Here is a 6606-nt window from a genome sequence, read left to right as displayed (position 1 = left end):
GAGGGTTTTTCGCCCTCCGGAGATGTTGGTGGCTAGTCTTCCAACTCGGCTTTTCTCCTTTCTGGTCAAAGAGTTAGAGGGCTGTGCTTGGCGCACTGACGGGTTTGGAGGTCGAGAGAGAGGCTCTCGGCTGCCCGTCTCGGAGTACATCCCGATGGCTACTGCCGTTCAGAAGATCACCCTTTCGTCCTCGCGAGACATCCCCTTCAAGAAGGTGGTGCTCTCCCAGTCCAAGGTCCGGCGCGTCAAGGCCGGCATCTGGATCGGGGATCTACCGGACCTCGTAGCTGAAGTGGCAACCCGCTCGCGCCTCATCGTGCGCAAGACCAGCAGTGGAGGCATCGACCGCCTTGTCGCCGAGAGTCGCGCCGGGTCGGCCAATCTCGCTGAGCCACAGGCACCTGGATCCGCAATTCTGGCCAAGCTGCTGGAGCGTTATCCCGTGCAGCGCATCGACATGCGGGAGTATGCCTGATGGCCCGGCACGATGCGTCCGAACTGGCGCAACGCCTCGGCCGGCAGGCTGAGGCAGTTTGTCGCCACTATCTTTCGAACGGGCATCGCGAGGGCCGCTACTGGCTTGTCGGCGATGTCCAAAACACGCCAGGCCGCTCGATGTTCGTGCGGCTCATCGGGTCGCAGAGCGGAAAAGGAGCAGCCGGCAAGTGGACCGATGCGGCGACAGGCGAGCATGGCGATCTTCTCGACGTGATCCGCGAAAGCTGCGGCTTGATCGACTTCAGGGACGTTGCCAATGAGGCAATGGCGTTCCTCGGCTTACCGCATCTCGAACCAAAGCAGACTTCCCCCCGGTTGAAATCGGTAGCCACGCCATCCGGATCATCGGAAGCAGCGCGTCGGTTGTTTGCGATGTCGCGGCCGATTGCGGGCACGGTCGTAGAGACGTATCTGCGCAATCGCAGGATTACTGCTTTGCACGGGACCGAAAGCCTGCGTTTCCACCCGCGCTGCTATTATCGGCCCGACGAACACTCGCCGACCGAGACCTGGCCGGCGATGATCGCTTCCGTCACCGATCTCGACGGTCGTTTGACTGGCGCGCATCGCACCTGGATTGATCCTTCCGGCAGGGGCAAGGCACCGGTCGATACGCCGAGGCGCGCGATGGGCGACCTTCTCGGGCACGCGGTTCGCTTTGGTCTGCCCGGCGAAGTCATGGCGGCCGGCGAAGGCATCGAGACGCTCTTGTCGCTTCGGTGCATTCTGCCCGATATGGCCGTGGCCGCAGCACTCTCGGCCGCCCATCTTGCTGCCATCCTGTTCCCCCTCACGCTGAGACGGCTCTACATCGTGCGCGACGCCGATCCAGCCGGTGACGGCGCGCGTGACACCTTGATCGAAAGAGCGAATGCTGCCGGGATCGAGGCGATCGTGCTCTCGCCGGCACTTGGGGACTTCAACGAAGATCTCTGTACGCTCGGCGTGGATGATCTTCGGGCGCGCGCCCGTGTCCAGCTCGCCCCGCAGGACATCGGCCGTTTCATGACAGTTGCGGCATAGCCCGGACCGGACAAGCGTGCCGCTGTCGCCGGCATCGTTCGGATGCCCCTAAGGTCGGAGACAACCGCGCCCCGGCCTTCGAGAGGGCGATCGGCCTGCAAACGGCCCGGAGCCGCAACGTCTTCGGCCGACTATTTTCCGGCGCGCGCCCAAGCGAGCGCTTTCCATCGCGAGGCAAAATAGCCGGCCTTCGTCCTCCTCCGCTGACGCTCCGGCCCTCCGCTTCACTGCGGGTGCAGATCCGTCCCGTTCGCCGGCTTTCGTCGCCATGAAGGCCGCGAGGGTCGCGGTCCAAAACAGGAGCATCCAATGAGCGAGCACGACGACTACGAAACACAGCACGCCTCATCACCCATCGACCACGCCCTCACCGAGCTTCAGCTCTACGGCTACCGCCCCTTCGCGGATGAGCCTGATCCTCGACGGCTTCCGGAGGGCCACCGCGTCGCCGGCGCGATCGCCGACATCTTCGACGCCATCATCGCGACACTGGAAGACACTCGCCTTGAGCCCGATCTCGACGATCTCCTGTGGTCGACCGTCAACGTCTTCCACCGTGCCACCAACCGGATCGAGCGCGAACTCGATTACAACGAGCAGGCGCAGCGCCGTAGCCAGCGTGAGCAGGATGGCAGCGAGGTGAAATCAGTCGAGCTGGAACGCTTGACGGCCGAGGGACAGACGCTAGTGGAACGCCAGAACGCCTTCGAACTGATGCGCGATCAGGCCGCGGAGCATTACGAGCGCCACACCGGATCGAGCTGGCGGCCGCGCAGCGGATCGATGGTCAATCACAAGGCGATGACCTCGGCGATGATCGACAGTCGCGATTTTCTGGCTGCGAAGAAACGTGCCGCGCACGAGGTGCTGTTGCCGCTTGGCCCGAAGATCGCCTTCACCGGCGGCCTCGACTTCAACGACCACCAGCTGATCTGGGCCAAGCTCGACCAGGTCCACGCCAAGCACTCCGACATGGTGCTGATGCATGGCAAGTCGCCGAAGGGCGCCGAGAAGATCGCATCCCGCTGGGCCGACCATCGCAAGGTGGCGCAGATCGGCTTCGCGCCCGACTGGACAAAACACGGCAAGGCCGCCCCGTTCAAGCGCAACGACGCAATGCTGGACGTGCTTCCGATCGGCGTCATCGTCTTTCCCGGCACCGGCATCCAGAACAATCTTGCCGATAAGGCCAGGAAGCTCGGCATCCCGGTCCTCGACTTCCGCACCAACGAAGGCAGCGCGTAAGCGCTTCAATGTCTCCGTTGCACGATAGGGCCGCGTCGGACAGCGAGAGCCTGTTTTTTTGTACTTCGCCGGAATGCTCGGCCCCGGTTTGTCAGATTTTCCGCCCCCGGCATCATTCCTGCTTTCGCAATACTTACGTCCGCATCCCGGTGCTAGGGAGGGTGCGCAACGCTGTCGCGCTTGCCTTCGGCGTATCAGCTGCGCTCGCAGGCTACCCGCCACGCAAGCCATACACGAGACGCCTGTTTGAGGGCCGGTGGCTTGGTTCGGTCACAGCCGCCATTGCAACTGCGGACAAGACGATAGCGGCCCCGGTTCAACCGGACAGTGCCTGGCTCGGGCGAACTCACCGAACGACCGAGGCGGGCTGGAGGCTGTTTCTGACCAGCCATCGCATCGTTACTGGTGAGGCTGACACGCCTTGAGCGCGACGCATAGTTCGGATCCACTGCGACGTGCCGTCTCGTTCGAAAGTTGGCGAGTATCCGGTGGGGCACGTCAGCCTTGAGTTGAGCCCATCGCGTGCGTGTCTTAAGCGCGGTGCTGGCAACAGCTTGCAACTTATCGAAGCTTGTACAGAAGGAGCGTCGACGCCGGTGGTCGTCATAACCGGAATTTCGCCGGTGCGACGGTATCGCCAGGTTCTCAATGGATGTCTCTGTCTGGCCGACCGCTCCAAACGGCCTCTTCAATGGGCTGATCTGGCCGAAGTCGGCTGCGCCTCGATCGACTAAGCCGCAATGGCACCGATCGACTTTCTTCCCCTGCCGGCTGCGCCGTCATTCCTCGCCAAACAACAAAGTCGCTTGGCTGCCATCCTCCGCTGGCGCTGCGGTCGCAAGCGATGCGGCGTCGATTGCCTCCGGCCCGCCGATCGCCATCGAGGCCGCATAGTGCGGGCTCGCAACAGAGTTCAAGGAGAACTGTTATGGCGATCATCGGAACCTTCAAGAAGACCGGCAACAACGAGTTCACCGGCGAAATCGTCACCCTCTCGCTCCAGACCAAGAACGTCCGCATCGTACCCGAGACCAACCGCTCTGGCGACAACGCCCCCAGCCACCGTGTCTTCGTCGGGCAGGTCGATTATGCGTAGAGCGGGATTATGCGAAGTGTCGGTCGTTGAACGCCGGTTTCCCTATAGTCGCGGCGGAATCTGCTCCGCAAAATCCCACTTACAAACCCGCTGCAGGTCGCGCATTGCGCGTCTTAAGCCGAAGCCGTCTTTGATCTATGTTGGCCCGTGACATGAGCGTTGGGGCGTAGGATACGACTTTGGCGGACAAGGATGATGCTTCGGAGGAAATCGCGCGCATTCAGCTGCGGTTAGCTGATCTGGATGCAGAGCGCATTGCGCTTAAGCGCGAATTGGAAACGCTTGAGCAAAAGCTGATATCCGCTCGGCTTGCCGTCGAACGCCCCACTTTTGCCGATGCCCCTGTTACTAACAACTCGCCGTCGATCGAGAAAATCGAGTTGTTCCGCCGTCTGTTCGCCGGGCGTCCCGATGTTTTTCCCGTTCGATGGGAAAACAGGAAAGCAGGCCGCTCTGGATATTCTCCTGCATGTTCCAATGAGTGGGCGAAGGGGATCTGCGGCAAGCCGAAGGTGAAATGCGCAGAATGCCCGCATCAGGCTTTCATCTCGCCTTCCGAGGATATCATCGAGAAACATTTGCGCGGCGGCGACGCCCGTTCGGGGGACTTTGTCGCCGGGGTATATCCGTTGCTGCAAGATGAGACATGCTGGTTCCTCGCGGCCGACTTCGACAAGGAAAGCTGGGCCGATGACACGAGGGCATTGCTGGACATCTGTCATGCAAAAGGAATTGGCGCCGCCTTGGAGCGATCGCGATCGGGGAATGGCGGGCATGTTTGGGTATTCTTCGCTGAGCCCGTTCCGGCCAAGATCGCTCGGCAGTTAGGGGCTGCCCTGATCACGGAGACAATGGAGAAACGCCCCGAGATCGGCTTTGCATCCTATGATCGCTTCTTTCCCAATCAGGATACGATGCCGCTCGGCGGCTTTGGCAATCTGATCGCGCTTCCCCTGCAAAGGAAAGCCCGTGAGATCGGCAACAGCGTTTTTCTAGACAAAGACTTGCAGCCCTACGATGACCAATGGGCATACCTGTCGTCTCTGCCGAGATTATCGGCTGACGCGGTCTTCAGGATTGCCGACGAGGCTGAACTGTCAGGTAGGGTCTTGGGCGTTCGCATGCCGGTTGATGACGAACATGCCGACGAGCCGTGGAAGATGTCACCGTCACGTCGTAGCGAACCACGACGCATAGACGCTGCGATCCCGCAAAGCATCAGCATCGTTGTCGCCGACCAGGTTTACATTGACAGAGCGGAGCTTCCGCCGGCCTTGACCACGCAGTTCATTCGTCTGGCGGCTTTCCAGAACCCGGAATTTTATCGCGCGCAGGCGATGCGCTTGCCGACTTTTGGCAAGCCTCGGGTCGTGTCATGTGCCGAGCTTTATGCGCAGCATGTCGCTTTGCCCCGAGGCTGCCTCGACGAGGCGATCGATCTCGTCAAAAGCCACGGCGCCGTTGCCAATTTGGACGATCATCGCGAAATCGGCATGGCGTTGCCTGCGGACCTTTGCTTCCAAGGCGAACTGCGGCGACCGCAATCGAAGGCTTTCGATGCCCTTGTCGCCCACGACAACGGTGTGCTTGCCGCCACAACGGCTTTCGGCAAGACGGTTGTCGCCGCAGCCCTGATTGCGCATCGTGGCCGGAACACCCTGGTTCTCGTTCATCGTCGGGAACTGCTCACTCAATGGGTGGAGCGCCTGAGTTCCTTTTTGAACATAGACCCGAAACAGATCGGAACTATCGGAGGCGGGAAAAGAAAGCCGACTGGTGTCATCGATGTGGCGCTCATCCAGAGCCTGGTACGCCATGGGGAAGTCGCAGATATCGTTGCCGATTACGGTCACCTGATTGTCGATGAATGCCATCACCTATCCGCGGCAAGCTTCGAGCTCGTCGCTCGACGGTCGAAAGCGCGGTATGTCGTGGGTCTGTCCGCGACCGTTGCCCGAAAGGACGGGCATCATCCCATCATCTTCATGCAATGCGGCCCTGTTCGCCATCGGGTCGACGCAAGAGTTCAAGCCGCCGAACGTGGCATCCGCCACCGTGTGCGCGATCGTTCGACGAAATTTGAATTGCCGCCATGTTTGGCGTCGGCCGAACGTCCATCGATGCCCGCAATTTACGCGGCCCTTGCGCAAGACAGTGGTCGGAATGATCTGATCTTCGATGATGTGCTGAAATCGCTTGAGGCGAAGCGTTCACCAGTGGTGCTGACCGAGCGGAAAGACCATCTCGACTATCTTCAGCAGCGGTTCTCGCCATTCGTGAAAAATCTCGTGGTGCTGCGCGGCGGCATGTCTGCGGGCGATCGAAAGACGGCCAACGCGGCATTGCGCGTATCCGATGATCAGGAGCGCCTGATACTGGCGACAGGCCGCTATATCGGCGAAGGCTTCGATGACGCCCGGCTCGACACGCTGTTCCTGACGATGCCGATCGCCTGGAAGGGTACGTTGGCGCAGTATGTCGGCCGTCTGCATCGTCAGCATGATGGCAAAAGAGATGTCTTGGTCGTCGACTATGTCGATAACACTGTCCCCGTTCTGGCCAGGATGGCTGCGAAGCGTCGCGCGGGTTATCGCGCGCTGGGCTATATGATCGAATAGTGGCGCCCCGCTGTGGAGCGGGACGCCCTTGGCCGGTCATCGCGACCAGATGAGCTTGTGCTCGCCCTTGTCGCCCTGGACGAGGGAGGCGTAGACCGGCGCCGTGAAGGACGGATCGTCGAGCTT

General features: G+C 61.0%; 5 protein-coding genes and 1 pseudogene. 5 read left to right on the top strand and 1 reads right to left on the bottom strand.

Annotated features, from left to right (window positions below; translation table 11 throughout):
* Positions 1-154 precede the first annotated feature (154 nt).
* The 5 genes and pseudogenes from NKI85_RS37215 to NKI85_RS37195 all read left to right on the top strand — a co-directional run bounded on the left by NKI85_RS37215 (position 155) and on the right by NKI85_RS37195 (position 6480).
* Positions 155-475, top strand: coding sequence for a hypothetical protein (locus tag NKI85_RS37215; RefSeq protein ID WP_352532559.1), 321 nt, complete (start codon positions 155-157; stop codon positions 473-475).
* Complete coding sequence (locus NKI85_RS37210; RefSeq protein ID WP_352532557.1) at positions 475-1521, top strand: DUF7146 domain-containing protein; 1047 nt, start codon at positions 475-477, stop codon at positions 1519-1521. Before NKI85_RS37215 ends, NKI85_RS37210 begins: the two co-directional genes overlap by 1 nt.
* Before the next feature lie 309 nt (positions 1522-1830).
* Positions 1831-2766: a DUF2493 domain-containing protein gene (locus tag NKI85_RS37205; protein WP_352780847.1), complete on the top strand. Its 936-nt coding sequence runs from the start codon at positions 1831-1833 to the stop codon at positions 2764-2766.
* A gap of 844 nt (positions 2767-3610) precedes the next feature.
* Positions 3611-3853, top strand: a pseudogene (locus tag NKI85_RS37200) (DUF736 family protein); the annotation flags it as partial.
* 188 nt (positions 3854-4041) lie between these two features.
* On the top strand, positions 4042-6480 hold the full coding sequence (locus tag NKI85_RS37195) for a TOTE conflict system archaeo-eukaryotic primase domain-containing protein (protein ID WP_352532553.1): 2439 nt from the start codon (positions 4042-4044) through the stop codon (positions 6478-6480).
* Between the two features lie 36 nt (positions 6481-6516).
* On the opposite strand, the gene NKI85_RS37190 is transcribed toward NKI85_RS37195, so the two are convergent.
* Positions 6517-6606 (bottom strand): DUF736 family protein (locus tag NKI85_RS37190; protein ID WP_130827500.1); only part of this gene is annotated, 90 nt, incomplete at its 5' end.

It is taken from the genome of Mesorhizobium sp. M0571, from assembly GCF_040320985.1.
Taxonomy (GTDB): Bacteria; Pseudomonadota; Alphaproteobacteria; order Rhizobiales; family Rhizobiaceae; genus Mesorhizobium.
Note: the sequence above shows the minus strand (reverse complement) of the source record. Positions and strands in the feature narration are given on the sequence as shown.

Bases quoted from the DNA above. Each gene is read 5' to 3' on its own strand.
- NKI85_RS37210 (WP_352532557.1), top strand. From the start codon at position 475: ATGGCCCGGCACGATGCGTCCGAACTGGCGCAACGCCTCGGCCGGCAG.
- NKI85_RS37205 (WP_352780847.1), top strand. From the start codon at position 1,831: ATGAGCGAGCACGACGACTACGAAACACAGCACGCCTCATCACCCATC.
- NKI85_RS37215 (WP_352532559.1), top strand. From the start codon at position 155: ATGGCTACTGCCGTTCAGAAGATCACCCTTTCGTCCTCGCGAGACATC.